At 38.7% G+C, this 26,061-nt stretch carries 26 protein-coding genes, 2 pseudogenes and 1 riboswitch; of the genes and pseudogenes, 15 read left to right on the plus strand and 13 right to left on the minus strand.

All coding sequences use genetic code 11. From position 1 onward, the window contains the following. Positions 1-275: 275 nt before the first annotated feature. Entirely contained in the window at positions 276-503 is a 228-nt protein-coding gene (locus FTU46_RS12685; protein ID WP_000555568.1) for a hypothetical protein, read from the plus strand. Between the two features lie 206 nt (positions 504-709). Here FTU46_RS12685 and FTU46_RS12690 read toward each other — a convergent pair whose 3' ends face one another. Together FTU46_RS12690 and FTU46_RS12695 are read right to left on the minus strand one after the other, a co-directional pair. After that, positions 710-2,164, minus strand: coding sequence for a SulP family inorganic anion transporter (locus FTU46_RS12690; protein ID WP_095706044.1), 1,455 nt, complete (start codon positions 2,162-2,164; stop codon positions 710-712). 252 nt (positions 2,165-2,416) lie between these two features. Then, entirely contained in the window at positions 2,417-2,626 is a 210-nt protein-coding gene (locus FTU46_RS12695; RefSeq protein ID WP_004282305.1) for a hypothetical protein, read from the minus strand. 197 nt (positions 2,627-2,823) lie between these two features. After that, a riboswitch (Fluoride riboswitch) is annotated at positions 2,824-2,891 on the plus strand. Positions 2,892-3,007: 116 nt separating this feature from the next. Here FTU46_RS12695 and crcB point away from each other — a divergent pair. Continuing rightward, positions 3,008-3,388 carry a fluoride efflux transporter CrcB gene (gene crcB / locus FTU46_RS12700; protein ID WP_005225409.1) on the plus strand — a complete coding sequence of 127 codons (381 nt, stop codon included), beginning with the start codon at positions 3,008-3,010 and terminating at the stop codon, positions 3,386-3,388. Positions 3,389-3,414: 26 nt separating this feature from the next. Further along, positions 3,415-3,939: an inorganic diphosphatase gene (gene ppa / locus FTU46_RS12705; protein WP_005225406.1), complete on the plus strand. Its 525-nt coding sequence runs from the start codon at positions 3,415-3,417 to the stop codon at positions 3,937-3,939. 524 nt (positions 3,940-4,463) lie between these two features. Here the strand turns inward: ppa and FTU46_RS12710 are convergent. Beyond that, positions 4,464-4,778, minus strand: coding sequence for a hypothetical protein (locus FTU46_RS12710; RefSeq protein WP_095706048.1), 315 nt, complete (start codon positions 4,776-4,778; stop codon positions 4,464-4,466). Between the two features lie 59 nt (positions 4,779-4,837). Between FTU46_RS12710 and FTU46_RS16850 the strand changes: the two are divergent. The 5 genes and pseudogenes from FTU46_RS16850 to xseB all read left to right on the plus strand — a co-directional run. Continuing rightward, positions 4,838-4,957 (plus strand): annotated as a pseudogene (locus FTU46_RS16850) (type II toxin-antitoxin system death-on-curing family toxin); the annotation flags it as partial. Between the two features lie 161 nt (positions 4,958-5,118). Beyond that, positions 5,119-6,237, plus strand: coding sequence for a Fic family protein (locus FTU46_RS12715; RefSeq protein ID WP_095706045.1), 1,119 nt, complete (start codon positions 5,119-5,121; stop codon positions 6,235-6,237). Positions 6,238-6,311: 74 nt separating this feature from the next. Next, on the plus strand, positions 6,312-6,614 hold the full coding sequence (locus FTU46_RS12720) for a hypothetical protein (RefSeq protein ID WP_127801937.1): 303 nt from the start codon (positions 6,312-6,314) through the stop codon (positions 6,612-6,614). A 200-nt stretch (positions 6,615-6,814) separates the two neighbouring features. Then, positions 6,815-8,080, plus strand: coding sequence for an exodeoxyribonuclease VII large subunit (xseA, locus tag FTU46_RS12725; RefSeq protein WP_016658934.1), 1,266 nt, complete (start codon positions 6,815-6,817; stop codon positions 8,078-8,080). Further along, positions 8,070-8,264, plus strand: coding sequence for an exodeoxyribonuclease VII small subunit (gene xseB, locus FTU46_RS12730; RefSeq protein WP_005180690.1), 195 nt, complete (start codon positions 8,070-8,072; stop codon positions 8,262-8,264). Before xseA ends, xseB begins: the two co-directional genes overlap by 11 nt. 179 nt (positions 8,265-8,443) lie before the next feature. On the opposite strand, the gene FTU46_RS12735 is transcribed toward xseB, so the two are convergent. From FTU46_RS12735 to FTU46_RS12770, 8 genes are all read right to left on the minus strand, one after another. After that, a complete protein-coding gene (locus FTU46_RS12735; protein ID WP_180105121.1) occupies positions 8,444-8,653 on the minus strand; it encodes a hypothetical protein in 210 nt (69 codons plus the stop codon). Positions 8,654-8,811: 158 nt separating this feature from the next. Beyond that, on the minus strand, positions 8,812-10,110 hold the full coding sequence (locus FTU46_RS12740) for a Y-family DNA polymerase (RefSeq protein ID WP_180105122.1): 1,299 nt from the start codon (positions 10,108-10,110) through the stop codon (positions 8,812-8,814). Beyond that, entirely contained in the window at positions 10,107-10,679 is a 573-nt protein-coding gene (locus FTU46_RS12745; RefSeq protein WP_005180682.1) for a LexA family transcriptional regulator, read from the minus strand. Before FTU46_RS12745 ends, FTU46_RS12740 begins: the two co-directional genes overlap by 4 nt. Positions 10,680-11,483: 804 nt before the next feature. Next, positions 11,484-11,744 carry a helix-turn-helix domain-containing protein gene (locus FTU46_RS12750; protein ID WP_016658942.1) on the minus strand — a complete coding sequence of 87 codons (261 nt, stop codon included), beginning with the start codon at positions 11,742-11,744 and terminating at the stop codon, positions 11,484-11,486. Between the two features lie 282 nt (positions 11,745-12,026). Next, positions 12,027-12,395: an antitoxin Xre/MbcA/ParS toxin-binding domain-containing protein gene (locus tag FTU46_RS12755; protein ID WP_016658943.1), complete on the minus strand. Its 369-nt coding sequence runs from the start codon at positions 12,393-12,395 to the stop codon at positions 12,027-12,029. Positions 12,396-12,485: 90 nt separating this feature from the next. Then, positions 12,486-15,443 carry a tyrosine-type recombinase/integrase gene (locus FTU46_RS12760; protein ID WP_180105123.1) on the minus strand — a complete coding sequence of 986 codons (2,958 nt, stop codon included), beginning with the start codon at positions 15,441-15,443 and terminating at the stop codon, positions 12,486-12,488. Further along, positions 15,440-17,620, minus strand: a complete 2,181-nt coding sequence (locus FTU46_RS12765) for a hypothetical protein (protein WP_180105124.1) — start codon at positions 17,618-17,620, stop codon at positions 15,440-15,442. The genes FTU46_RS12760 and FTU46_RS12765 overlap by 4 nt, the downstream gene beginning before the upstream one ends. Next, entirely contained in the window at positions 17,620-18,114 is a 495-nt protein-coding gene (locus tag FTU46_RS12770) for a hypothetical protein (protein WP_168396133.1), read from the minus strand. Before FTU46_RS12770 ends, FTU46_RS12765 begins: the two co-directional genes overlap by 1 nt. A gap of 308 nt (positions 18,115-18,422) precedes the next feature. Between FTU46_RS12770 and FTU46_RS16855 the strand changes: the two are divergent. Beyond that, positions 18,423-18,686: pseudogene (locus tag FTU46_RS16855) on the plus strand (hypothetical protein). Between the two features lie 69 nt (positions 18,687-18,755). Here the strand turns inward: FTU46_RS16855 and FTU46_RS12775 are convergent. Both FTU46_RS12775 and FTU46_RS12780 read right to left on the minus strand, forming a co-directional pair. After that, positions 18,756-19,070 carry a hypothetical protein gene (locus FTU46_RS12775; RefSeq protein WP_180105125.1) on the minus strand — a complete coding sequence of 105 codons (315 nt, stop codon included), beginning with the start codon at positions 19,068-19,070 and terminating at the stop codon, positions 18,756-18,758. Between the two features lie 99 nt (positions 19,071-19,169). After that, entirely contained in the window at positions 19,170-19,499 is a 330-nt protein-coding gene (locus FTU46_RS12780) for a DUF4236 domain-containing protein (RefSeq protein WP_127801939.1), read from the minus strand. A 151-nt stretch (positions 19,500-19,650) separates the two neighbouring features. Between FTU46_RS12780 and FTU46_RS12785 the strand changes: the two genes are divergently transcribed. The 6 genes from FTU46_RS12785 to FTU46_RS12810 all read left to right on the plus strand — a co-directional run bounded on the left by FTU46_RS12785 (position 19,651) and on the right by FTU46_RS12810 (position 26,052). Continuing rightward, positions 19,651-20,241 carry a bifunctional 2-polyprenyl-6-hydroxyphenol methylase/3-demethylubiquinol 3-O-methyltransferase UbiG gene (locus FTU46_RS12785; RefSeq protein WP_104490050.1) on the plus strand — a complete coding sequence of 197 codons (591 nt, stop codon included), beginning with the start codon at positions 19,651-19,653 and terminating at the stop codon, positions 20,239-20,241. A gap of 2 nt (positions 20,242-20,243) precedes the next feature. Next, the gene (locus FTU46_RS12790; protein WP_180105126.1) at positions 20,244-21,287 is read left to right on the plus strand and encodes an HNH endonuclease; all 1,044 of its coding nucleotides are present in this window, start codon (positions 20,244-20,246) and stop codon (positions 21,285-21,287) included. Between the two features lie 225 nt (positions 21,288-21,512). Next, positions 21,513-23,081, plus strand: a complete 1,569-nt coding sequence (locus FTU46_RS12795) for a type I restriction-modification system subunit M (protein WP_180105127.1) — start codon at positions 21,513-21,515, stop codon at positions 23,079-23,081. After that, complete coding sequence (locus tag FTU46_RS12800) at positions 23,081-24,259, plus strand: restriction endonuclease subunit S (protein WP_180105128.1); 1,179 nt, start codon at positions 23,081-23,083, stop codon at positions 24,257-24,259. Before FTU46_RS12795 ends, FTU46_RS12800 begins: the two co-directional genes overlap by 1 nt. A 9-nt stretch (positions 24,260-24,268) precedes the next feature. Continuing rightward, positions 24,269-25,123, plus strand: a complete 855-nt coding sequence (locus FTU46_RS12805; protein WP_166138773.1) for an HNH endonuclease — start codon at positions 24,269-24,271, stop codon at positions 25,121-25,123. 17 nt (positions 25,124-25,140) lie between these two features. Then, on the plus strand, positions 25,141-26,052 hold the full coding sequence (locus FTU46_RS12810; protein WP_180105129.1) for a DUF5655 domain-containing protein: 912 nt from the start codon (positions 25,141-25,143) through the stop codon (positions 26,050-26,052). Positions 26,053-26,061 lie beyond the last annotated feature (9 nt).

Below are 26,061 nucleotides of genomic sequence, written 5' to 3' on the forward strand. Positions count from 1 at the left end.
GTTCAAATGGCGATTCAGCGTTTAATTGGTTTTGGGAAAAAAGAAGAGTTTAAGGAAATTTTGGCAATTTTAAGAAAGCAGAATCCTGATAGGATAAGGGTTCTGTGAAATTTGTCGTGTACAGAGATGTTATTTTTAGAAAAACTTAACTTAAATAGATAAATCTAATATATTATCTTTCTCACAATTTCATAAATATCAATTATCTAATAAGCTTTAAATTCTCTTACTAAGTCTGTATGGTGTTTTATCAGAAAGATACTATAGAGAGTAATATGCATAGTTTTTCTGTAAAAGAATTGGATCAGTTGATTGAAAATGATCTAAAGGAAAAGAAAAAATCCAGTAAGTTATTGATTGGATATAAACTATTTCATGATCTAATGAATGACCCTAAATTTCATGCAGAAGTGACAGATTCAGCCCTGAGTGCCACAAAACGAAAATATAAGAACCTCAAGATCAAGATTACGACGGATAAATATCAACTTCATTTTGAATAAAACATAAAAAAGAGAGCTGGCAGCTCTCTTTTTTATGATAGAAGTGTACTAGTGAGTACACTTCTATCATCTCCATTTTACATAATGTTCATTATGAATAGGTTTTACAATTTCATTAATTATCATATAGATATATTTTTTTGACTTCGTATAAGGTGTATTGTGTTAATTTTAGAGATTCTACATAAACGTAAAATCTCCTGCGCTTAGATTCTGGCATGTGTTCCATACTTATCAATCATGATAGAGCTGGCTTCATTTAAGCCACGCACAGTGACATTCACACCATTCTTTTGAAATTTTTTTATAACAGAATCAAGCATGGCGACTGATGTTACATCCCAAATGTGAGAATGGGTCAAATCAATAATCACATCCTTTACATCCTCTTTAAAGTCAAAACCTTGCATGAATTTTTCAGAAGAACTAAAGAAGATCTGACCTCTCAACTCATATAAACGGGCCATTCCTTCAAAAGATGCTGTCACCTGGATATCATTTTCAAGTTTATTCGCCAGGAACAAGGCTGAAAGTAATACGCCTGTTAACACACCCAAAGCCAGGTTATGCGTAGCAACAACTACAATCACCGTCGCAATCATGACGAAATTACTGCTCTTAGGATTATCTTTTAACTGAGTGACAGAACTCCATTCAAAGGTACTGATAGAGACCATTATCATTACCGCTACCAATGCAGCCATTGGAATCACTTTGAGCCAGTCACTGATAAATACAACCAGAATAAGAAGAAAAATGCCCGCAGAGAATGTTGATAAGCGTGTAAGGCCACCTGATTTTACGTTAATCATAGATTGACCAATCATTGCACAACCGGCCATGCCACCCATAAAGCCAGAAGCAATATTCGCAATCCCTTGTCCCTTACATTCCTGATATTTATCACTTGGCGTATCAGTCATTTCATCCACGATAGTTGCTGTCATCATCGATTCAAGTAAACCTACAGCCGCCAGTGCGACTGAATAAGGCAAAATAATCATCAATGTTTCAATATTCAAAGGAATATCTGGAATCAAGAACATTGGAAGTGTGTCAGGTAAAGACCCCATATCGCCCACGGTCCGTACATCAATTCCTAAAGCGATTGCCAATAATGTGATTGCAATGATGCAGACTAGTGGAGAAGGGAGTAATTTTCCTAATTTGGGAACCAGAGGGAATAGATAAATAATTGCTAAACCTAAAGCAACAAAAGCATATACATGCCAGGTCACATTAATCAGTTCAGGCAATTGAGCCATGAAAATTAAGATCGCTAACGCATTTACGAATCCAATAACCACAGATTTAGATACAAACCGCATTAACTTGGCGAGCTTTAAATAGCCTGCCAATATTTGAATCACGCCTGTCAAAATTGTTGCTGCCAGCAGATATTCAAGCCCATGCTCTTTGACCAATGTGACCATAAGCAGCGCCATTGCGCCAGTGGCTGCTGAAATCATGGCAGGACGACCACCTACGAAAGAAATCACGACGGCAATACAGAAGGATGCGTATAGACCAACTTTAGGATCTACACCTGCAATAATTGAAAATGCGATGGCTTCAGGGATGAGTGCAAGACCGACGACTAATCCGGCAAGTACATCCCCACGGATGTTAGAGAACCACTGTTCTCGGACATTAGATAACATAAACATAGCCTGTTTTTTAATTTTTCAGATAGGCTAGTGATGTGATATATACAACACACAAGCGACTACACCACATCACTAGCTAGACAGTGATGAGTTATTTACAGATTTAAGAAGGTAAATAAACTTAAGGTGGCGTAGGTGTCATAAGATGAAGAAACTTTTTAGAGTAAAAAAATCAGGACAAGGGTAACAGCTAGGTACTTTTTTATAAAGCCTGGATGTATATCCAAGCTTTGTTTAATCTGTATTTTATGAAGCTTTTAGCTCCCCAAGTAATTGACCTATTTCCAAACGTGTGTAGCCGCGTTCTTTAAAGATCAAAACAATAGCCTGTTTATAATCTTCAGAAATAGCCGTTTTATATTTATTAATTAATTGCAGCTCAGCATTAAGCTGGAGATCATTTTTGATCGTCAATACTTCCGTAGAGACTTTATTAAAAATCTTGAAATTAAACATACAGGTGCTCTTTATCAATATTGTAGCGGCCCGACTACAACAAACACCTGCCTCAGCTTAGCTGGACACCCTTTCCAAAAAGATTATAGAAAAAATGAAAAGTTTCAAGTTTTACTAAACTAAAGATAAAAAGTATCAAACTTACGTATTTTAATAATAGAAGGTTGTTGAATTAGCTAATCAATTTTTAAATAATAGTACTCAAAGGAGATGGCTATCCTCCTTACACAAACCGCCAATTCTGGCTGATGATACCTACGTTTCCCTCAAGCAGGGTACGTAGTCGCGTGCTCTGCTTTTACAAAATGGAGCTACGCTATGTTTTCCCGTCATAAAGTTCTTTATTTATATATCTTTTGCTGCTCATAACTAGGAGCAGACATGTATCTTTCTCTTTTATCAATTGCTCTCGGTTCTGTAATCGGTGCCTGGCTTCGTTGGGGCATAAGTCTAAGATTTAATAGCGTATTTGAAAATATTCCTTTCGGGACAGTGATTGTTAACTTAATCGGTGCTTTTATTATTGGATTAGCTGTATCATTTTTTTCAAATAGCTCAATAAGCCCTAATTATAAGTTATTCGTTGTGACAGGCTTCTGCGGTGCTTTAACGACCTTTTCAACATTTTCAGTTGAAATTGTTGCGTTGCTACAAGCTTCAAAGTTTGAATATGCTATCTCAACAATAGCCATCCATGTAATAGGTTCATTAATCTTTACAGTACTAGGAATACTTTCCTATCAATTTTTCACTAATCATTAATAATCTAAATATTAGAAGGTAAAACAATGAGTTTTAAAAATGTTAAAGCAGGTACTAATCCACCAGATGACTTTAATAGCATCATCGAAATCCCGGCAAATGCTAAACCCATCAAGTATGAAGTGAATAAAGAATATGATGCTTTATTGGTTGATCGCTTTCTAAGTACAGCAATGTCATATCCGTACAATTACGGTTATATTCCTCAAACATTAAGCGAGGATGGTGATCCCTTAGATGTATTTGTAATAGCTCCCCATGCGGTTGCTGTAGGATCAGTAATTCGCAGCAGACCTGTCGGAGTCATGTATATGGAAGATGAAGCCGGTATTGATGCAAAGATCATTGCTGTACCTCATTCTAAGCTCACACCTCTATATAACAATGTTGAAGATCTGAGCGACCTCCCTCAGCTTCAATTAGATCAAATGAAACATTTCTTTGAACATTATAAAGACTTGGAAAAAGGTAAATGGATGAAATTTAATGGTTGGGGCAATGTAGAAGAAGCCAGACAGGAGATTCTAAAATCTATCCAAGCATACAAATAATTTAGATAAAAGGGACCCAAATCTGAGGTCCCTTTTTATGCTATTTAACATAATGGATATTATACGCAATACATTTGTATATTAATATAAATATCAGATATTTATTCAAAGCATAAAAATCTAAAAACCATAAAAAAGCCGATTTTGAAACAAGTCGGCTTTTTTATGAGCGGTTTTGATAGTTCTTGCCAATCAATTTGTTTAAAAAATAGTCTTTTTTTGCGGCTTTTCCTGATTCTATCAGGTGTCCATGGCAAAAATTATCCCCAATTTCTGCGGATAAAACCGGGACAACTTTTAGCCAGATTTGTACGCCCTGGCGCACAAACATTTAGGGATTTTGCGGCTAGGGGATCTGTAGTTTTTTGCTTATGATGAAGTCATACAGGAACAGGAAGTTCCGAAACATACAACAATAATGATAAGTTCAAGCACCAGGACGTGAGGTAGAACAGCAGCCTACCTAGCAGCCAAACACGAAAAACCCCGATATGTCGGGGTTTTTTATTGTCTAACTATGGTAATTAGTTAGTGGTATCTAATTGGTTCTGATTGATAAATTCAATCAGCGTATTCTGAATAAATTCTTCTAACTCAATACCTTGCTCTTTAATTAAGTTTTCAGCCTTTGTAATCGTTTCGCTATCTAATTCAAATGAGATTTCTGCTGAAGTCGATATCAATAAATCATAGTTGTTTTCTACGATTTTTCTAAAGACTCCCTCTGGATTATTCTTTAAGGGCACGTTGAAGGACAGTCGAAGAGCGCTGTTAATAATTTCAACATGGGTATATCCAATATGTACTGTACTTTTTCCTACAAATCCTAAGTGTTTCATAATGATTTTTAAATGTAGTGATAGCAATATCATCATACCTGAAGTAAGGATCAGAAAATATTCAAGGTGTTTCAATTAAAGATGATACTGAGCTTGATGATCTTATGGTTGATATTGTGGAATCACAAGACGAACACGAAATTTTGGCTTTAAAAGTTTCAGATTTTCTGAAAATTTAAAATAACCACAAAGACACCAACAATTCGACTTTAAAATAAGTCGGCTGATGCAAATTCTGACAAATAGATGAGCTAATTAAACATTATATTCAGCTCATATTGTGAGCCGAATATATGCTATATTTAACTCATCTTGGAACGATTCGAGTTATAGATTGAAGATGCAGGAATGGATTTGGCAAACAGAAAACTGGACAAACTTCACATGGCAAGATGAAATCATCCTGCCTAAAACTAGACAAATACATCAAAAAATAGGAATTCTTCTTGGGCAAAGTCAGCATGATTTAGCGAAAGAACAATTTACTTTAGATACTCTACTTGCCAATCTAGTTGCTTCATCAGCGATTGAAAATGAAACTCTAAATGTTTTTTCATTGCGATCATCTCTAGCTCGACGTTTGGGCGTTACTCTTGAACAACCTTATCCAAGCTCAGACAGATCAGAAGGTCTAGCGAATATCATGCTCGATGCGCTTAACAATGTGAAGCAACCGCTCACAGTTGAACGCCTCATGCAATGGCATCGTTGGCTTTTCAATGACCCGGATTGGACAATGCAACGTTTACGCATTGGTCAACTCAGAGGCTCAGAACCTATGCAGGTCGTTTCAGGTCGATTGGATTATCCTACGGTACATTTTGAAGCTCCTCCTAGAGAGGGGCTAGAAAGTCGCTTAAATGCCTTTATCGAGTGGTTTAACCATAGTCTGACCGATTCCTTGCTTGACCCCCTTTTACGCGCAGGCATTACTCATTTATGGTTTGTGACGCTACATCCTTTTGATGATGGTAATGGTCGTATTACACGTACACTGACAGATCTTGCCCTGGCTCAAATGGATGAACAGAGCATTCGTTTGTATGCCATATCTCCTGCGATATTAAACAAACGCAAAAGTTACTATGACATCTTGGAGCAAACCCAAAAAAATGATTCCAATATCACAGATTGGCTGGTCTGGTTTTTAGATACCTTGAATGACAGCCTTGAAACAACCTTAAAGCGGATCAATCGAACTTTATTTAAAAGTCAGTTTTGGCATAAATATTCTAGTTTAGACCTGCATGAAGGGCAACGAAAGGTTTTAAACCGTTTATTGGATGGCGGGGAAAATGGCTTTGAACATGGCATTAGTGCCTCACAATATCAAAAGGTTGCTAAAGTCAGTAAGGCAACAGCTACCCGCCACTTATCTGACTTGCTTGAAAAAGCATGTATAGTCAAATTAGAAGGTGGTGGACGTAACACACGTTATCAAATCAATACTCAATTATAGAAAGACAAAGAGATTAACTATGATGAATTACTTTGCACAGGATCCCTTCTAGGTAATGTTACCTAGGAGGAATCATGAAAAAACTGAAATATCAGTACCAACAGTCTATCAAAGCACATCCTCATGATTATTTTTGGAAAAAATATCCTAATCTGAGAAGTGTTTATTTTAAAAAGTTCAGTACGCAACAAGAAAGAAGTTTTTATTTCATGCATTGCATTGAATATAAAGACTATCCGCTCAAAATACGTGTTGCCCGTGGTAGTGGTTTGCCCTATGTTTGGGATGATTTCCCGACTTATGTCTATAAATTTTCCAAAAGTTGGAAGCACAATTCCAAACGGAAAAACCAGTACTATAAAGAACATGCGAAATGAGAGCACTTGATAAGCTTACTGGATAAAAATTGAAGTCTGACCCGTTTATCCTCAGCGCAAAATAGTCAAATCTTGATGAGAGGCTTTCAGCACATTGTGGACATACATGGCAATGCTCCAGATTTTCCAAACAATTCTATGCTTTGAAATGAAAGCTGTTATTTTGTAGGATCAAATGACCGCATTCCGTATTTTCTTTCATGTCAGAAACCCAACTCAGTCTCAGTGAATACCTGACCACCGTACAGGAAGTCATCCAGCTGACTTTCGATGAAGCGGTATGGGTCAAAGCCGAGATCCGTAATCTCAGCATCAAAGGCGGGCATTACTATCTGGAACTGGCAGAGAAAGATGAAGACAGCCATAAAGTGATTGCCAGCTGTAAAGGCACCCTGTGGAAATTCACCGCACAAAAAATCGTGTTAAGGTTTGAACGGGAAAGCGGAATTGAACTGTCCAGAGACTTGAATGTCCTGATCAAGGTCAAAGCCAAATTTGATCCGCAATATGGTTTCTCCGTCAATATTGAAGATATCGACTCCAGCTTCACCTTAGGTGACATTGCCAAACGCTATCAGCAGATCCTGCAGCGCCTGACCCAGGAAGGCCTGCTCAATAACAACAAACAGCTACCGGCACCTTTTGATTTGCAGAACGTACTGGTCATCGCCCCGGAAAATGCCGCCGGGCTGGGAGACTTTAAAAAAGATGCCGATGCCCTGGCTCAGGCGGGTGTCTGCCACTTCGTTTATCATTCAGCCACCTTCCAGGGCAATACTGCCCCAACCAGCATCATGCAGGCTCTGGCCAGTGCACTCAGGCAGTGGGCTCAAGATTACCAGACCGCTCCCGACCTAATTGTGATCATCCGTGGGGGTGGAGCAGTGAATGATCTGGCGTACCTGAACGACTATGATCTGGCTGCACTGTTGTGTAAAAGAACAGTGCCGATCTGGGTGGGCATTGGCCACGAGAAAGACCGCACCATTCTGGATGAAATCGCGCATCGCTCCTTTGATACCCCAAGTAAAGTCATCGCCGGGATCCGTAACCTGATTGTCGAACGGGTCAATGAAGCCAGTACTGCGCTGCAAACCATCAAACTGCTGTCCCAGCATCAGCTGACCGCCTATCAAAGCCAGAATGACCAGTATCTGAAAACCATCCAAACCCTGGCACAAAGCCAGCTCAATGATGCGCAGCGTAGCGTTGATCTGCTGAAAAGCGATACCCAGTATTTTGCCCAGCAACAGCTGCGGCAGGCTGTACAGCAGACCGAATCCCTGATGCGGGAAACCTTGCTACAGAACCCACGAAACGTGATGGCTAAAGGCTATGCGATTGTCCGCAGTCAGGGCAAAGCCATCCGCTCAGTGCAACAAATCACTGGCCAGCAACTCCAGATCGAACTCCAGGATGGCATGATTGATGCCACCGTGACACAGGTAAATACACATGAACAATGAAGAACTCAGTTTCAAACAGGGCTACGAGATTCTGAAGAAGAATGCCGAACTGCTGGAATCGCAGGAAGAACCGGATATTGATAACCTGATGGCGATCGTTGAAGAATCCATGACCGCCTACAAAGCCTGCAAATCAAGGATTGAGGCGGTTCAGCAGGCGCTCAATGACACCTTTAAGGAATAGAAAAAAAGCCTAAGGACCATAAAAACGCTTTGTCTGTTCAGTACGTATTCCTGTACTTAACTGTATAAAACCATGTGTTAGGTACAAAAATATGGACTTAACGATAACGATCAAACCGGATCTGAGCACTCGACCGATTGAACAGGAGAATACCGTCCGTTACTGCAATCCATGCCGGTCTACCTATCAGTGTTTTGAATCTCGTGAAAAACCCCGTGTTCATCTACCTGCATGTGTGGAATCGGGGTATGGGTCAGTTCTGCGATCGCAATCAGGTTTGCGGACATTTGCTTGCCCAATAACGCTCTAGCTTCCGTTACTTTGTCAGAAACTTCACTGGCTTGAGTTGATTCTTCTACAGGGATTTCGTCCTTTGTTGTTTTAGCCATGCGATTTAAGCCTCCTGAGTTGCTTGCAATATGATGAGCTCAATGTTTTACCATAGCGATATGAGTATCTTCCCAGCAGCGATCCGTCCGCAATAGGGGGGCAGGATAGATGTCCGGTTGTTAATTGTCACCTGTTTAACCTAAAAAGGGGTGTTGGCTTAATGGGTAATTTTCAATAATCCCTGCCAGCTGAAATAGTTCTGGGTCAGATGTGTCCGGTTCATCGACCATTTCCGCTGTGGTAAATAACACGATCCCACTGCCAGTTTAGTCTTGCCATATCTGGCTTGCACGGCTTCTAAAGCCTGCATCAGCTGTTCGTTGCTTTCACGCTGGCGATGGTCTGTAAGCAGATCAGGCACATAGCGGGTCTTGCTGACCAGACCGGTCAGAATCACCCCACATTTTTTATACTTTACCTCTGGCTTATAGATGCCTTGCAGTAACTGCATCGCAGCATGAATCAGATCAAGTACACAGTCCGTGGGTTCCGGGAATTCAAAGGCCAACGATTTGCTGTAATACGCTGTGTTTTGATCAAAGGGATTGGATTGCACAAAAGCAATGATACAGCCACACAGCGAGGCATCCGCACGCAAGCGCATGACTGCATCTTGCACATACTTACCCATGGCTTCTTTCAGATCATCCAGCTCAGTAATCCGTTCTCCAAAGGAGCGGCTAGCCACAATCTGCTGCTTGGGTGCAGGAGCATCCTCCAGTTGCAAACAGGAGATGCCCTGTAATTCCAGCACCGTGCGCTGCATCAGCACTGAAAACAAACTTCCCATGCGATGCGCATCCTGCATGGCCAGATCCAGTACCGAATGGATGCCCATCTGGTTCAGCTTTTTGACCAGCTTACGTCCCACACCCCAGACTTCACCCACCTCAATTCCAGCAGACAGCGTTTCCTGATCCAGATAATCCAGCTCCAGCACATTGCATACGCCTGCAAAGCCAGGCCATTTCTTGGCAAGGTGATTGGCTAGCTTGGCTTCGGTCTTGCTGCGACCAATCCCGATGGATACCGGCAACCCGATCCAGTCCCAGATCCGCTGTTTCATCTCTCTGGCATAGCGGGTCAAGTCAAAATGCTGTGCATAACTGGTTAAATCCAGAAAACATTCATCAATCGAATAGATTTCCTGTTCATGCGGAGCCACATAACCGGCCAAAATCGAATGGAAGCGATTGGACATTTCCGCATACAGGGCATAGTTGCTCGACAGCACCACCACTTGATGCTGCCGGACAATGTCCTGAACCTGAAACAACGGAACACCCATCTTGATGCCCAGGGCTTTGGCCTCATTACTGCGGGCCACTGCACAACCATCATTATTGCTCAGCACAATCACTGGACGGTGATTCAGGCTGGGATTAAACACCCGTTCACAACTGACATAACAGTTGTTGATGTCGATCAGGGCATAAATCCGCTCGGGGCTGTTCATCTGAACTTCTTGATGACACTGGTGACTACACCCCAGATCAGCAGGGTCTGACCGTCTTTCAAATGGATATCCGCATAATCCGGGTTTTCCGCCTGTAACCAGCGTTTGTCGCCTTCAATCATCAGTCGTTTGATGGTGAAATCATTGTCGATCAGGGCCAGAACAATATCACCATGCTTGGGCTCAATACTGCGGTCCACGATCAGCTTGTCCTTCAGATCAATCCCGGCATCGCGCATGGAAAGCGATTCCACCTCAACGATAAAGGTAGCCTGCTGGTTCTGGATCAGGAACTCGTTCAGATCCAGGGTCTTGTCGATATAGTCTTGGGCTGGGGAAGGGAAACCTGCAGCCACCTTTTGCAAGGCAACCGGAATCTCATAATGTGTTCTGGCTTCAACCGGAGTAATCGAAGCAACATCATTGCGGGCTGGTTTTTTTATCTGATCCAGATACTGCCTGATCTCCAGTACACGGGCTTCGGGAACCCGGATCACTTTGGTTGGGCCTTCATGAACTGGTTTGCGACCAGCACCTTCACGGGCACCACCATGCTGAAATTCATCCATTTTACTTGTTCATCTTGATTGTGTAACATAATCAAGATGGTAAAACAGCAGTGGAAAAAAACAACTCCATTCGTCGGATTGTGTTCTGAATATCTATCTCACCAGAAGGTGGTTATAGATTACTTAGAGCAATCAAACTTGAGCTAAAAATTATTTGCAGCCCAAGCTGTTGAGGTTCAACTTCTACTGCAGAAGGTTTAAATCAAACCTGAGGGAACATGCCACGTGCATAAGAAAAAGGGCACTGTTGCAAATAACCACTAATGGTAAGCTGAATCCTCTTTTAGCTAAAGGTGCAGCATATGAATCCCTTCCATGGTCGGCATTTTCAGGGTGAAATCATTCTTTGGGCTGTATTTGTCTAGGAAAGTGGTGGCTATTCAGGGCATGGTTCAAGCATGACTTGAGTAATACTCGGGCTGTGCTCATGATTTGCTTGAGCATTACTTGCGGATTTTCCCCAACGTGCTTGGGCTGCATTTTTAGTTTTATCAGATTTGATTTGAAATCAAAATATGTATAAGTTTTTGTAGTTCTCAGATTATTTTAAGTCATTTTGGCTTTGTTGCATAAATATGTAAGCATCTGATTTAAATAAATTTAATTTTGGATCAAAAACAATCAAAACTTTTAAAATCATATAGTTATGAAATCTTTGTGCAACAAAGCCATGTCGATTTGATCCGCATTTATCTAATCAGATTTATGATCTAGATGTGTATTTCAATCAGCTTTCATATAAAAAAATTAATTTGAATGGATTGGGGAGAATTCACCTTTTGAATGTTTGTGTAAAAAAGCTGTTTATTTATCATATTCTGAAAATATTTCTTCAATTTCATCCCACTGTGGCAATTTACAATTTTTTTTATTCACTTCGAATTGTAAACCAACACCATCAAGCACACGTTCAAATATGTCAAATGAACCTGTAAAACGGCCATTTTCCATCTCTGAAATTGTTGTTTTATTGACTTTAGTTTTTTCTGCAAGACTTTTCTGTGTGTGGCCCAATCCTTTTCTGGCCAAACGTATTTTTTTACCTATTTCACCTCGTGTAGCCATTTTTTGCTCCCCAAATTTGTTAGCTATATAGCAAACTTTTAACTAATAATAGTTAATGTTCGCTATATAGCAAACTTTTATAATGACTCTTGAATGGCTAAATTGAACTTATAAGATTCAATTTAGCCTCGAATTAAGTTAATAGAATCCGTATATGTATGGCAGTTATCAATAATGAGACAGTCATATACCTCTTGAGAAGAGGAACTTCATATGCCTTGAATTTGAATGATTAGACAAAATTATGACTTTTAATTTTCTGTGTAATGAAGCTTTGTTTTATTAATATTTACCCTGAAGCCGAAGTCCTTCGGTTACGTTTAATACAGTGGTTAATCCCTCAGTAGTCTGAATCTGCTCTATCGGAATGCCTTTGGTTAACTTACTTGGTGACTTCATAAAATGTTGCATCCATTTAGTCTCTCCACCAGTTAGAGCATCTAGTGATATCGCAATACGAATTAAAATAATTGCGAGTTCTCCCTGACTTGAATCTGGATCTAACTCAAGCGAATTTAAAGTTTCCATTGAATCTAAATTGAGAACGATGGCAAGCTGCTCCTGTGTCAAACCAAGCTGCTTTGCAGAAGATAAAACAGCTTTAGCTAATACCTTTTTTTGTTTTGCAATTTTTTCTGATGTTTTATGCATGACTGATCTCAGTTTCAGACGTTGCTGATACCTAGAGTTTATACTATTTGATTATCGTTTCTCAGAGTTCAAATTTTTATTACAAACAGCTTAAAGATGAGAAACTATCATGAGATACATCAGTAACTTGAATACCCCAAGTGCTTTTACATCTTTACTTTTAAAGCAGAACTTAATTCGCCTTTCATTTTCATTCAGGCTGAAGTTTTTTGAACCTAATTTCAAACCCTGTAATGTATTCTTGAGCTGTTCTTTGCTCTGTTTAGAAAGTTCGAGGTGAAGATATTCTGTTGGAAACAGTTTACTAATAAAAGACAGAAACTTTTTCAGTTGACGTTTTTCATTTATTTCAAAAATGAACTGAGCAGAATTGGGCTGAACTTTTTCAAGATAAATTGAATAGATAGTATTGAGCTGTTTTTTATATTTACTTTGTACATTTGCATAACGCTCCTGGACATGGTGAATGACCTTTTTCTCCTCCTGATTTTTTGGCAACATAGTAACTAATGCATTAGGAGATTTTCTTAAAAAATCTGTGGTAAATAACCTCGATGATTTTTTTTGGTTTACACAGGAGGTTTTCAAATGCAGAGCTCTGGCACGTAATTTTTGCGCGATTTGCAAAGGAATGGCTTCAGGTAACAGAAGGTCTTGCTCTTTTTCTACTGCAAGAATGTGATGCAATAGTTCAAAAGTCACCTCTGAGTCATGAGCTCCTAGCATCAGTGAATCAGGTGATTTCTGTTGCCCTGGTTGATATTGATGATCATGTTGCTTGTAACGGTCTTTAGTAAGTCGGTCAAATAAAAACTGTTTGATCGCCCGTTGCTGTACAGGATATTTAATAGCATCATCATGTTTCAGAATATTGAAATAGGCTTCTTTAGGGAGTGGACTTTCGATTTGATTCAATTGGTAGCTAATTGCCAGGTGCATTAAATGCAGATAGCTTGAACAGGTCGTTTCAGGGGTTAAGTGCCCGGCAAAATGAGAAAGTGCATACCAGGTTTGCTGAGTATTTCTGTTTCGTAGCAAGGCATAACGTATACGTAATTGCTCATGTGGGCTATAGTCAGTAAATGCATTTGCAAGAGTTGAGTTTTTTAAAACCAGGTAAAGATGATTAAATGCAGAATGGCGCAGACTATGGTAAGTAAAATTGTGTTCTCCAAAAACGGGCTGGATCAATTGTTTCAATAGGGAATTCACTTCATTTTCATGAGTTTCTTCTAAGGACTGTTTTAAAAACAGCGGTTGTGCAACTGATTTTCCTTGTTCTTTTAGCAGACGTTTTCTATTCTGACTATATGTTTTAAATGCATGTAATTCGTCTGCTTTAAGTAGATGATGCAGAGGAATCTTGCGGTAAGCAGAGTAGCTTTTTTGATTTTTATTGCGATTGTTGCGAATGGTGAGCATCACAGCATCTTCACTAATAAATAAATCACGTACAAAGATATTCAATGTTTCATTGATCCGTAGTCCGACTCTGAACCCCAGAATAAAAATCAGTTTAAATATATTTTTATCCTGAATCGAAATATCTTGAGTATTTTCGAGCTGCTCTAGCATGTGGTGAAAAATATGGGGCGAGATCAATGCGGTTCTGCAGATTTTTACCTGGATTAAATTATCCAGATCAACAGTGGGTGCGTTAAAAAATAAGGTCTGTTTGTGATGAAACTCCTGTAGACGTTTTTGTAAAGTCGCTCTAGTTGTTTCTTTCTTTAATAGAAGCATTTCTCCATACAGATCTTCAAAATCAGCATCTGAAAATGATGAAATATCTTTGTCTTGCGTTGCCTGCAGCCAATGGACTGCAAATTGTGAAAACATGGTTTTTAGAGAGCTTTGTTTAATTGGCTGAAAATCTGCGCGTATAAGCTTGCGCTTAAATCGTTGCTGCTGCTGAATAATATGATTGAGAAGGTCCAGTTGAGGTTCCGTTACTTTTGAGCGTAGAATGCTCCACAGCAGCAAACGTTCCAAGGCTGGAGATTGTTCTTTAGCATATAATTCTATGAGTTGATCGCTATAGTTTTTTGCACGAATAGCTTGACGTATTTCTACTAAAATATCGGCTATATCTAATGCAATAGTGACTGTAGACTGGTCCTGAGGGTTCTCATAAACTTTCTGAATCGTATGGGTAGGCGTGGGTTCAGGTTGAATAAAATAAGCTGCTAATTGTTTTTCAAGAGGACTGGAACTGTAAATTTCATTTTTTAAGATACAAATGGACATTTGATCTAGCCCGCTGTTTTTCAGGAACTGTGTATAGTAAAAACCGTATTTTAACAGGTCTTTACAACGCACCTTTTCCTCAGGGAAGCATTCAATAATACAAGCGTTAATCAGATGTTCTGCATCTTCAATATCTGAAAATAAATCAAATTTTTGATGTTTTAGTCTGTAGATCCAGCATTTCACAATGTCGTGTAGCACAAACGTTTTTGTATAGCTGACTGAAAAATCAGGGTCATTTATCCGCTGATTACCGAAATGCCGGTTCGGGATTTCGAGTGTAATCATATGATTTAGATTTAAAAAACTTTGAAATTTCTTTGTTTTTAAAATGATTTTTAAAAACTTTTGCAGTTCGGCATGGTTATAAATGCCATTAAATAATATTGAACTGATCAAGCAGAAGCCAAGTGATTGGGTTGGACTGAAGTCATTATGTCGTGTCCAGTAAGCAATCATATTTTTGGCAAATTGAGTAACTTTTTTACCATGTTTTAAGGTTTCAATATTTTGTAGTGGCAGAGACCTTTCGTGCCTCACGGGGGCAGCAGGCACCGGATAGTGGTGATCCGATGAAAGATTAAAGCGCTTGATATATTTAGCAAATTCTATACGTGCTATTTGGTAGCTTCGGATATTGGATTTACAGCGCTCTAAAAGCCGGTCATCAATTTGTCGATAAACTTCAGGATAATTTTCAGGTGTCATCTTTGAGCATTTTTCGCTAAATAATTGCAGAAGAAACGCTTTTCTCTCTCTATGTTTCTTTAATCGTTTGAGCGAGTGAGGATGTTTGCTCATGTAATCATTATTCCTGTGAAACTTGACATGCTTTTAAGTTCTAAAATTTCGACCAGCTTGTCTTGTGCTGCTCTAATTTGATCGTAATCTGTTGTCTCAAAACCTGAATAGCGGTCAAACAGTTCCTGCATAGCTTCGTCATGACCAAAGATGCCTTTTATTAGATCTTCATTGCAGTATTGGGCAAAAAAATAGCGAGCGAAGTGGCGGGTCCAATTGCGCTGTAATGCTATTTCAGTACAGTATTTTTGAATATCAGAAAGTTCCAGATTTCGGATATATCCTTGTGGATCGTAAAATAATAGAAAGGGGCGTTCCCCCTCGAAGACCTCTTGGATTGCTTGTACTTGTTCTTGCGACAGATAGGCTTTAGTGAGGTGCAGAAAATGTTTCAAATACTTTAGGTAATGCTGTATTTCATCACGAAGAAAATTATTAAAAGGTAAATAGCGTCCAATGGTGCCCAAATAACGCTGCTCTTTATCTGCAACAGCCATCAATTGATTGTCGAGGTCAATATAATCTAGATTGGGGGGGAAGGACTCACTTGGTCGTGCTGAAGTTATCAGCATGCAAATATGCCACAGCCAGATTGAATAATGATTTAACGTCTGAAATGGATTCGGATGTTCCCGCACTCGTTGGTCAAGCTGGTGAAAAAATGATTTAACAAATGGTAGATTAGGTGTCTGCTGACTACCAAAAGAATGCGGGTTACTGAATTCTTCAAGATATTCAGTTTCCAGCTGAGGAACAGTCAAAGTTAGAATTTGAGTATAAATATTAATAATATCCACGATTTGTGTTGAAAAGTAATGGCATGGAATATAGTGCTGAACACTTTCTCCATTAAGCAATTTGCTTTCCAGTTCATACTCAAGTTCATTCAATGCAATATCACTGAGTAAGCGCGGAAGATTTTGTGTTGTTAACTGGAAGGTCAGCCCTTTATTAATTTTTTGTAAATACTCCTGTATCTTGGAATCAATCTCAACACCATCCATTTTTTTCAACTGACTTAGATTTTCCAGATAATATTGAGGCAGAGGAATCGTAAAAGAATTCACGGTATTCAACCGATGTTTTCTTAAAACAAAATCCTTGAATTTTGAGACTTCAAAGCTTTGCTTAAAGAAACATTTTTGGGGTTTCAGTGATACTTCTTTGTTTTTCGTACTGACTCGTAAATTTTTTTGAAATACCGGCAGATCTTTATAATGAGTAAGACTGAGGGCTGAAAATAAAAGCAGGGTATGAATTGGAGAGTTTTCTGCCTGTTCTAATAAAATTTGCATAATGTACTGTGCGGTAGGCAAATCGAAGACCCGAGGATTCGGCTTGCTCATTAGCTCATTCTTGTTTTGATGCAGAATTTTATTTTTGAGATTATTGATCTGAGCTGTAATAGAACATTGCTCTAGTGAGTTAAATTCAAAATTATGATCTTCAACTTTTTCTATAGTTTTATCCTCAGGTGGCTGTTTTGCCACACCTCGCTCAAAATGAGTTTGATATGTTTTTTCTCCATCAAGTGAAATTCTTAATGTCTTTTTAACGTCAGTTTGAGACTGTTTTGGGGTGTTTGGATTACTTTGACGATTTCTTTTTTGACGTTCTGATTGAATATGGGTATACGTATAAATAACGCGGATTTCTGCCAGTTGGCCCATTTCCCTTTTCTCTAAACTCTCTTTAGATTCGTCAAATAATTTTCCATTCTCAGTTTCAGCTTCTTTTAGAAATTTAACAAGATCGTCTAATTCGATCGGAAGAGACGGTAAAAAATTGTAAAGCCAATAGTATTCTTTCTTTGTACTTGCTAAACGAAAACGCCTACATAGATTAGCTACAGTTGCTGTATGTTCTTTACTATTCAGTAACTCGATACATTGAGTATTGAAAATAGCCCATTTCAGTGCATTTGATTGATATGCTGATGGAGTGTTGATCAGTGCCAAGAGATAATGCGCCAATGGATATTTACTAATCGATAGATCAGTAGGATGCTGAGTCATAATTTTAATTAGTTTAACGACTTCAGTTGGTTGGATGAAATCATTCAGCTTAAAGAAGTCCTGATCATTTTTCAGTTTTGCTTCCGCCAGTGCTTGATAGAAGTCTCGAAATGGCTCAAGCTTTAATTCTTGAGTATCTTCTAAATAACTATATCCGTTCATTATGCAATTCCCTCCAGAATCTTTTCTAATGACAGTGGGCCGGCATAATTTGAAACAGAACTTACTGGACTTTTGGATTTAGACAGTCCTGATAATTCTCGTAGATGATCGATAGTTAAAACTTCATGACCGAAAACGTCCTGAAGATGTACAGCTAAGTATTGTTCATTTAGCCAATTTGAAATGACGTCTAAGCCATGAATTGATTGATGTAATCCGGAACACAGTAAGGCCCTTACTTCGCTTAAAGCCTGGATGGTGAATTCGTAGGAATTATTTTTCTCATAAGCTCTGAACTTGAATTCATTTTTATTTTTGCTGTAAAAATAGGCATAGATCCAGCTGAAATGACTACTAAAAAAATAGAGGTCCGGTTTATTAGTTGTAAGGAGCGGGATGTTGATATTCTGTTTAAAAGTAAAATCCAAATGATAGCTTTGCTGTTTTTCATTAAGTTGAAAAAATAAAGCGATCCAAACTTGGTAGGCGTGCATACATTTTGGATAGCATATTAATTGCAGATTTTTTGCAGGTACGCGGTAATTGGGTATGCTTTTCTTTTTTACAGACATACAGTGATACTTCCCCATATTTGTGCCAAATGGCTGAAAATAAAACAATAATATTCATATAATTTTCAATAGGGGGTAATGGCTAAAAATACCATATATTGTGTTTTTAGATTATTTAAATCACTATATATAGTTATCTGTTGTTTGTAAAAGTGTGATTTAAATCAAAAATAAATAAGTTTTTTCTAAGCAGGGGACAAATTTAACTTGATTGATACCGGGAGCCGTATATGGAAATTAAACAACTGAAACAGGTAGAAGTCGTTACCGATGTTTTATGTGATGTATGCAACCAATCAACGAAATTGGAGTTTGGAACTTTATCGGCACATTGGGGCTATGGCTCCAGGCATGACGGGGAATGATATGAATTGCAGTTATGTGAAAAATGTTTCTTTTATGCCTTGGCAATATTGAAAAAAGAGCGAGCAGATGAGTTTATGTTTGAGGAAAATTTTGACCCTTCGACCCTAGAGAGGGTAGGCTTGAAGTGAACCTATCATCACGATAGGTTCTAAGAATCCAGAAAATACTGATTCATATCCACGCTAGCAGCTTCATTTTTAATGGCGAGTAAGTGATTCAGGAAAAATATTGTTCTTTGCTTCAAGGTCACTGAGTTCTGAAAAGGCTTGAATACCGCCTGCAGCTTTAATTCCATCTAAAGCAACAGATAGAGCTTCCTGATCTGACGGGAATGTTTCATCCCATACCGTAGAAGTACCATTTTGGTTTACCACTTCCAGTGTCCAGTCACTATCGGGTAATCGATAAATTAGAACTTCAATTTGCTCATTATCCTCTTTTAAAATTTGAGACAAGGGAGAATCGATTAAATCATTTTCATCATAATCCATAGTACTGTCATGATCAGACATCAGCGGCAGCCTTTATTGTATTTAACATCCGTCCATAGTAATGAATGAATTAAATTTTGCCTAGCAGTGGATATTATGGGGTACAAAGAATGGCTAAATTCAAAAAATAATTGCCCCGACAATAAAACAAAATAATCCAAAAATCACCCAAATCCAGACATTCAATTTGGGTTGCTCAGTATGGGATGTATAGAACGATTGCTGTTCCTGAGTAGGATTTTTTGGGTTGCCAACTCTGTTCTTATAGGGCTGGTGTTTTGAATAGGATAGGCCTGTGCCAGGAATACCAATGCTGGTTCGGGCGCCTTTTTTGCCAATATTTAACGAAGCACCGGGTTTGCCAATGCTTGCACTGCTTATACCTTTGTGTGTCAGATTAATTTTTAATCCAGGTAGCAGTTTAATACTCTTGCGAAATCTGAAGCCCATATTTTTTCCATTTACAAGAACCAGTTTGGTTTCTATCTCAGTTGTCCGGATACAGTGAAATAAGAGTTTGATTCATTCATAGGACTGATCATTTGACTTATCTAGTGAAAAATCAGTATGTTCTTTAACATAAGATATTGGCTTTTAGACAATGAATCAAACATCAAATTATTACAATCAACATGCTCAAGCATTTTTTGAAAATACCTATCAGGTTGAAATGGAAAGTCTTTACGCACCATTTCTAAGATATTTGCCGGAACAGGCATTGATCCTAGATTTGGGCTGTGGCTCGGGGCGGGACACTTTGGCATTTAAGAAAAAAGGCTATCAAGTTGAGGCAATTGATTATTCTGCCGAGCTGGTTAAAAAGGCCAGGGAGCTGACCAATATTGAAGTACGTCAGCAAAGTTTTTATGACCTAGCTGAGAATAATAAATACGATGGTATTTGGGCTTGTGCATCTCTTTTACATTGTGAAAGAGATCGCCTAACTGAAGTGCTGGGGCTTATATTCAAAGCATTAAAGCCAAATGGTGTGTGTTACATGTCTTTTAAGTATGGCAATACAGACCGTGAGATAGAGGGGCGTAGCTTTACTGACTTGAATGAACAGCAAGCTCATGACTTACTTAAGCAGATCGATCAGGCTTTACTGTTACAACAATGGATTACTGTAGATAAACGTCCAGAGCGTACAGAAGAGTGGATGAATATTCTGATTAGAAAAGTGCAGGCTTAGATATGTTATTCAGTATAGCCGAAATACCAACCCCTCAAGAACAGTTGAAATTCTTAAAGCATATTCAGCAGATTTTGCAGTCAGGGACTTTTACTTCGACATATAAGTTTGCTTTGCTGATAAGTATCACGCGTCTGGCGATTGAACAGGGGCAAGATACTGGTGCTGCGTTGCATTTAGAATATCAGGATATTGCTGAAAAGTTTATTGACTTATACTGGAAACAGTCACTGCCGTTTCAGTTTAACCAGTATGAGCCTTTTACTATTCATCAAAGCACTGGTAAGCAGGCAAAGATCATCAGTGAAATCCAGAAAGCACAGCAACAATTCAAGACCTTGGCCGCGTTGAGAAAGGATGTACTTTACTGGAACAGGTTGAAGCGAGCAGTTGCGACAACGGTCAAGCAAATGCCGGTGGTGTATTTACAGAACCTGAATGGTCAAGCGGTGGAGTTTCTTTACCATTTGGAAGATTGCAAACAGTCCCTCAAGCTTTTACCCAAAGTGATGTATTGCTTGAGACAGTTTAGTGAAATTATTGAAGAGTTGTGCCAGAAGCGCTGGATTGATTTTGTTCGGCTAAACAAGCAGAACCTAGTGGTACTGGATGGTTTGCCTGACTTGGATGAATTCATGTTTGCCCCGAGTCGCAATCAACTGGGGCAGGTCGCGGACTTCTTAATTGATTTACAGCAATGCCAGTGTTTTTACTGTGGAAAAAGCCTAAAAAACTCAAAATATGCTGTAGATCATTTTATCCCCTGGTCTCTATATCCTGCCGATACCGGACATAATTTTGTCCTGGCGGATGAAAAGTGCAACTCACAAAAAAGTAATTATTTGGCGTCAGAACAATTTCTGCAACAGTGGCAGGAGCGGAACTATCTACATGATCAATCTATTGTTCGGGAAATTTCTCAATTAGGTTTTTTAACCGATCTGCAACGTTCGCATCGGGTTGCCGACTGGGCGTATAAGCAGGCAATAGAGAATGAATATTTAGTCTGGCTAGGTGGAAAAGATAAACATATATTAGGTGTTTAGTCCCATATCTGGAGTACTTTAATGTCTTTATTTTTCTGTAGTGAAGATTACTGGAGTAGGCTGCTATATAGTTTAGATTATGTCTCTATCTAGCGCCTGAATTGACAGATTACATCGCTTGACCACGACAATTCATGTCCTTGTCCACCTTTTTACTGCTGCATAATTTAGAATTTTAGGTAAAATCATTTTATTAATGATTTACTTATTTGGACTCCTATAACAATGACCCACGTACAACTGCAACAATTACAAAAACAACTTTGGAATATTGCCAATACTTTGCGTGGCACCATGGGCGCCGATGAATTCCGTGATTACATACTGGGTTTTATTTTCTTTAAATATTTATCAGAAAAATCGGTGAACTTTGCCAACGAGTTGCTCGATGGTGAAGACCTCAGCTTTTTAGAATTAGATGAAAATAATGCTGAGCATGTGCCTTACATTGAAGAAATTAAAAAGAATGCCATTGCCGAAGTCGGTTATGCGCTCACACCAAAACAGCTATTCCACACTCTCGCCGAGCGTAGTCGTCAGGGCAAATTCATTCTGGATGATTTAACTGCGACCTTAAAATCGATTGAACAAAGCACGTTAGGCACCGACTCTGCCGATGACTTTGCCAACCTGTTTGAAGATTTGGATCTAAACTCGACCAAGCTCGGCAATAATGCCAGTGACCGTAATGCACTGGTGGCGAAAGTCCTCAGTCATTTAGATGACATTGATTTTGATATTAGTAATACCGAAGCCGATGTACTGGGGGATGCTTACGAATACCTGATTGGTGAATTTGCCTCAGGCGCGGGCAAAAAAGCGGGGGAATTTTACACCCCGCAAACAGTATCGACTTTACTGGCGAAGATTGTCACCCAAGGCAAAGAGCGTTTACGTTCAGTCTATGACCCGACTTGTGGTTCAGGTTCATTATTGCTTCGGGTAAAACGTGAAGTGAAAGATGTCGATATGATTTACGGTCAGGAAATGAACCGTACCACCTATAACTTGGCACGCATGAACATGATTTTGCATGATGTTCATTTTGCCAAGTTCGACATCAAGCAGGAAAACACTTTAACCCGTCCGCAGCATTTAGATAAAAAGTTTGATGCGGTGGTGGCGAATCCGCCATTTTCTGCAAAATGGTCTGCCGATCCGTTATTTTTACAAGATGAACGTTTTGCTGCGTATGGCAAACTGGCGCCAAGTTCTAAAGCCGATATGGCTTTTGTACAGCACATGCTGTATCAACTGGATGATAACGGCACTATGGCGGTGGTGTTACCGCATGGCGTATTGTTCCGAGGTTCGAGTGAGGGCGTGATTCGTCAGTATTTGATTGAACAGATGAACGTGGTGGATGCGATTATTGGTCTACCCGCCAATATTTTCTATGGCACGTCTATTCCAACCTGTATTTTGGTGTTGAAGAAAAACCGTGAGCAGAGCGGCAATATTCTATTTATTGATGCCAGCAATGATTTTGAAAAGCAGAAGAATCAAAACAAGTTATTGCCTGAGCATTTGGATAAGATTGTTGCGGCATTTGAAAAGCGTGAAAATATTGAAAAATATGCGCATGTGGCGACTTTGCAAGAAGTGAAAGATAACGATTACAACCTGAATATTCCGCGTTATGTGGATACTTTTGAAGCGGAAGCCGAGATTGATTTAGATGCCATTGCAAAACAGCTTCAAGCTTTGGAACAAGACAGCCAAAAGACCGATGCCGTGATTAATGGTTTCTGTGCCGAGCTAGGCATTGTTTCGCCTTTTGCGGAGGTGAAGTAATGGCTGCGCCAAAATTAAGGTTTAAAGAGTTTGATAATCAATGGGATAAAATAAAGATTAACGATCAAGCCCAAACTGTTACAAGTGGCTCACGTGATTGGGCTCAATATTATTCTGAATCTGGTGATAAATTCATTCGTATGACCAATCTTGTACGAGATGGAATTTACTTGGATTTATCAGATTTAAAATTTGTTCAGTTGCCTAAAGATTCAAATGAAGGAAAAAGAACAAGTTTAAAATTTGGCGATATTTTAATTTCTATTACCGCTGAATTGGGTAAATTAGGTTGGATTCCCGAAGGTTTAGGAACAGCTTATATTAATCAACATACTGCCTTGGTGAGAATGAAAGACAGCGTTGATTCTAAATTCATTGCTTATAGTCTTTCGACTGAAAAATATAATAATAAGCTTAATAGCTTAAATGACTCAGGCGCAAAAGCAGGATTAAATCTTGGAACTATTAGAAACTTTGAGTTAATTGTTCCTCCAAAAGAAGAACAAACCAAAATCGCTTCTTTTCTTTCCGCAGTGGATGAAAAGATTAGTCAACTCACGCAAAAACATGCGCTGCTGAGCCAATATAAACAAGGCATGATGCAAAAGCTATTTAGTCAGCAAATTCGTTTTAAGGCGGATGATGGCAGTGAGTTTGGGGAGTGGGATTATTTAGAATTAAATGAAGTCTTGGACTATGAGCAGCCAACCAAATATATTGTGAAATCAACTGACTATGATAGTAGTTATTTAACCCCTGTTTTAACAGCAGGAAAAACATTCATTCTTGGTTATACAAATGAAACAAGTGGTATTTTTGAAGGTGATAAAGAAAATGTGATTATTTTTGATGACTTTACAACAGCTTATAAATTTGTAAATTTTAGGTTTAAAGTAAAATCATCAGCAATGAAAATCTTAAAATTAAACCATTTTCAGAATAATATTTTCTATATTTATTCAGTCTTTAGCCTTTTGAATTTACCTTTAGGTGATGAACATAAACGACGTTGGATTTCAGAGTATTCCAAACAGGAAATACCTGTTCCCTGCCTAGAAGAACAAACCAAAATCTCTAATTTCTTATCTGCCATCGACCAAAAAATTGAAGTAGTGGCACAGCAAATTGAACAAGCCAAACATTGGAAAAAAGGCTTGTTGCAGCAGATGTTTGTGTAGAGGGATCTCATGTCTGAATGGTTATTTCCTGTTAATCCTGCAATTTATGATATAGATCGTGCTTATCATGATGCACATCAAATATGTTGGGCAAAATACGATTTTGAATTCCAAATTAATGACATTCTATTTTTGTATGTGACAGAGCCAATAGGAAAAATTCAATATCAATATCAAGTTGTTGGATTTGCAGGTCAATCTGATTTGCCAGAAAAAGATAGAGAATATTGGTTAGATCAAAAAGAATTAGAGGCATATAAAGGTGATTACTTTCTAATTCAACCAATTGAAAAAGTTGAGAAAGCATCACTGTCTAGACGATATTTAGCCGAACTAGGTCTAATCACACCAAAAGATACTTTGCAGTCGCATAAGACCACTAAATTTGTAAAAGGTAAATCTTTAGATAAGGTTGAAGCACATAAAAAATTGCTTAGTTATATTGCTGACCAGTTTAGTAATGTTGAAGAGACCAACTATCCTGATGAAGCAGGTGTGAATAGCCCCAAATTTTTTGAAGGCAAAAAACTAACTGTTACTGTAAATGGCTATGAGAGATGTCCCAAAGCGAGAGCTGAATGTATTGCCATTTATGGGACTCGTTGCTATGTCTGTGGCATGAGCTTTGAACATACCTATGGCTCATTTGCTAAAGATTTTATCCATGTACATCATATTGAGCCATTAAATACGATTGGTGAAGAGTATGAGGTTGATCCTAAAGAAGATCTAAGACCTGTCTGCCCAAATTGTCATGCAATGCTGCATAAAACCGAAAATGGTATTCCAATGACAATTGAGAGATTAAAACTTTTATATAGCGTTTCTTTGAGGAATCCGCTTAGACAAACATTTGAAGAATAAATAATTCGAGATTTTTAATGCAGCTTTATCAAACCCAAGCACAGTCATTAGTAGAACTTACAGAAGATCCTTTTCGTTTGGAAAGAGAAATTCAAAGCCTGTTTGAAAACAATCTTTACAGTTTTACAGGTCTGGAATTCATCAAGTCTGAATTCACCATTAAAAATAACCGTATTGATACACTGGCTTTCGATCCTGAAAGCCAAGCTTTCGTAATTATCGAATATAAGCGAGAACGCAATTATAGCGTGATTGACCAAGGCGTTTCTTATCTGAATCTGATGCTCGACTATAAGGCTGATTTTATCGTTGAGTACAATGAGAGCCAGAGCAAACAGCTTAAACGTCAGGATGTCGACTGGTCCCAGAGCCGAATCATCTTTGTTTCACCGAGCTTTACCGACTTTCAAAAGCAGTCCACCAATTTTAAAGATTTGGGCATTGAGCTGTGGGAAATCAAACGCTATCAAGGTGGAATTGTTTCAGTCAATCCATTGCAGAAAGCCAAATCAGCCCCTTCAATCAAGCAAGTGCAAAAGGTTGAGTCTGAAGATATTCAAAAGATTGCCAAAGAAATCCAGCAATATGATGAAGCCTATCACTTGGCGGATAAGTCCGATGACATCAAAGAGCTATATGAGCAATTCAGGGACTCAATTCTGGGCTTAACCACCGATTTAGAGGTTCATCCCAAGAAAATGTACATAGCCTTCCGTAAGGGTAAGCGTAACTATGTCTATATGAGTATTGGGACAAAGCAAATTCGTATATGGCTGAATATGCCTTTTAATCAACTGGATGACCCGAAACAGCTCGCGAAAGATGTGACCAATATTGGACATTGGGGAAATGGTGATTGTGAGGTGATCGTGTCAGATACAGAAAATTTAGAATATATCTTGAGTTTAATTAAACAAACATTGAAGTGAATAATTTAA

It is taken from the genome of Acinetobacter sp. YH12108, from assembly GCF_013419055.1.
Lineage (GTDB): Bacteria > Pseudomonadota > Gammaproteobacteria > Pseudomonadales > Moraxellaceae > Acinetobacter.

What these genes read in the sequence shown, in the direction of transcription:
- FTU46_RS12805 (WP_166138773.1), top strand. Translation starts at nt 24,269, where the DNA reads ATGTCTGAATGGTTATTTCCTGTTAATCCTGCAATTTATGATATAGAT.
- FTU46_RS12695 (WP_004282305.1), bottom strand. Translation starts at nt 2,626, where the DNA reads ATGTTTAATTTCAAGATTTTTAATAAAGTCTCTACGGAAGTATTGACG.
- FTU46_RS12780 (WP_127801939.1), bottom strand. Translation starts at nt 19,499, where the DNA reads ATGGGCTTCAGATTTCGCAAGAGTATTAAACTGCTACCTGGATTAAAA.
- FTU46_RS12740 (WP_180105122.1), bottom strand. Translation starts at nt 10,110, where the DNA reads ATGAACAGCCCCGAGCGGATTTATGCCCTGATCGACATCAACAACTGT.
- FTU46_RS12760 (WP_180105123.1), bottom strand. Translation starts at nt 15,443, where the DNA reads ATGAGCAAACATCCTCACTCGCTCAAACGATTAAAGAAACATAGAGAG.
- FTU46_RS12685 (WP_000555568.1), top strand. Translation starts at nt 276, where the DNA reads ATGCATAGTTTTTCTGTAAAAGAATTGGATCAGTTGATTGAAAATGAT.
- FTU46_RS12785 (WP_104490050.1), top strand. Translation starts at nt 19,651, where the DNA reads ATGAATCAAACATCAAATTATTACAATCAACATGCTCAAGCATTTTTT.
- FTU46_RS12770 (WP_168396133.1), bottom strand. Translation starts at nt 18,114, where the DNA reads ATGCACGCCTACCAAGTTTGGATCGCTTTATTTTTTCAACTTAATGAA.
- ppa (WP_005225406.1), top strand. Translation starts at nt 3,415, where the DNA reads ATGAGTTTTAAAAATGTTAAAGCAGGTACTAATCCACCAGATGACTTT.
- FTU46_RS12690 (WP_095706044.1), bottom strand. Translation starts at nt 2,164, where the DNA reads ATGTTATCTAATGTCCGAGAACAGTGGTTCTCTAACATCCGTGGGGAT.
- FTU46_RS12775 (WP_180105125.1), bottom strand. Translation starts at nt 19,070, where the DNA reads ATGTCTGATCATGACAGTACTATGGATTATGATGAAAATGATTTAATC.
- FTU46_RS12800 (WP_180105128.1), top strand. Translation starts at nt 23,081, where the DNA reads ATGGCTGCGCCAAAATTAAGGTTTAAAGAGTTTGATAATCAATGGGAT.
- xseA (WP_016658934.1), top strand. Translation starts at nt 6,815, where the DNA reads ATGTCAGAAACCCAACTCAGTCTCAGTGAATACCTGACCACCGTACAG.
- FTU46_RS12765 (WP_180105124.1), bottom strand. Translation starts at nt 17,620, where the DNA reads ATGAACGGATATAGTTATTTAGAAGATACTCAAGAATTAAAGCTTGAG.
- FTU46_RS12745 (WP_005180682.1), bottom strand. Translation starts at nt 10,679, where the DNA reads ATGGATGAATTTCAGCATGGTGGTGCCCGTGAAGGTGCTGGTCGCAAA.
- FTU46_RS12715 (WP_095706045.1), top strand. Translation starts at nt 5,119, where the DNA reads ATGCAGGAATGGATTTGGCAAACAGAAAACTGGACAAACTTCACATGG.
- FTU46_RS12720 (WP_127801937.1), top strand. Translation starts at nt 6,312, where the DNA reads ATGAAAAAACTGAAATATCAGTACCAACAGTCTATCAAAGCACATCCT.
- crcB (WP_005225409.1), top strand. Translation starts at nt 3,008, where the DNA reads ATGTATCTTTCTCTTTTATCAATTGCTCTCGGTTCTGTAATCGGTGCC.
- FTU46_RS12750 (WP_016658942.1), bottom strand. Translation starts at nt 11,744, where the DNA reads ATGGCTACACGAGGTGAAATAGGTAAAAAAATACGTTTGGCCAGAAAA.
- FTU46_RS12810 (WP_180105129.1), top strand. Translation starts at nt 25,141, where the DNA reads ATGCAGCTTTATCAAACCCAAGCACAGTCATTAGTAGAACTTACAGAA.
- FTU46_RS12735 (WP_180105121.1), bottom strand. Translation starts at nt 8,653, where the DNA reads ATGGCTAAAACAACAAAGGACGAAATCCCTGTAGAAGAATCAACTCAA.
- FTU46_RS12795 (WP_180105127.1), top strand. Translation starts at nt 21,513, where the DNA reads ATGACCCACGTACAACTGCAACAATTACAAAAACAACTTTGGAATATT.
- xseB (WP_005180690.1), top strand. Translation starts at nt 8,070, where the DNA reads ATGAACAATGAAGAACTCAGTTTCAAACAGGGCTACGAGATTCTGAAG.
- FTU46_RS12790 (WP_180105126.1), top strand. Translation starts at nt 20,244, where the DNA reads ATGTTATTCAGTATAGCCGAAATACCAACCCCTCAAGAACAGTTGAAA.
- FTU46_RS12755 (WP_016658943.1), bottom strand. Translation starts at nt 12,395, where the DNA reads ATGCATAAAACATCAGAAAAAATTGCAAAACAAAAAAAGGTATTAGCT.
- FTU46_RS12710 (WP_095706048.1), bottom strand. Translation starts at nt 4,778, where the DNA reads ATGAAACACTTAGGATTTGTAGGAAAAAGTACAGTACATATTGGATAT.